The organism is Rhizobium ecuadorense, from assembly GCF_001187535.1.
GTDB classification, from domain to species: Bacteria; Pseudomonadota; Alphaproteobacteria; order Rhizobiales; family Rhizobiaceae; genus Rhizobium; species Rhizobium ecuadorense.
Window position 1 is genome coordinate 1 of the sequence record NZ_LFIO01001036.1, and the last position, 327, is coordinate 327.

The 327-nt window shown below is 59.6% G+C and carries 1 protein-coding gene; it reads right to left on the minus strand.

Going from position 1 to position 327, the window contains the following annotated elements; translation table 11 throughout:
- Positions 1-48 precede the first annotated feature (48 nt).
- The coding region (locus tag AF337_RS18625) for a homocysteine S-methyltransferase family protein (RefSeq protein WP_193393641.1) at positions 49-327 on the minus strand (279 nt) is incomplete at its 5' end.

The following is a 327-nucleotide window of genomic DNA, read 5'->3' on the forward strand; positions in this document are numbered from 1 at the left end:
AAACGCCAAATGACAATTGCGACATAGCCGAGTTCCCGACGTGCCGCTTTAACCCAAAAGCGTCTTCCTCAAGCGATGGATATGGGCGGCGCCAATGCCGCAACAGCCGCCGATGATGGTCGCGCCGGCTTCGGCCCAGGAGCAGGCATAACGCGAATAGGCGTCGTCATTCAGATCGGCGCGGGTATCGTGCAGGCCTTCATTGGCGGCTGCGTCGCCTGTTTCCCCTTCGAAGGCATTGGCATAGACGCCGATTTCGATGTGAGCATCCATCTTTCGGAAGACCCGGGCTGCCGTCTCCACAGCCGCCTGCATGACTTCGGGCTT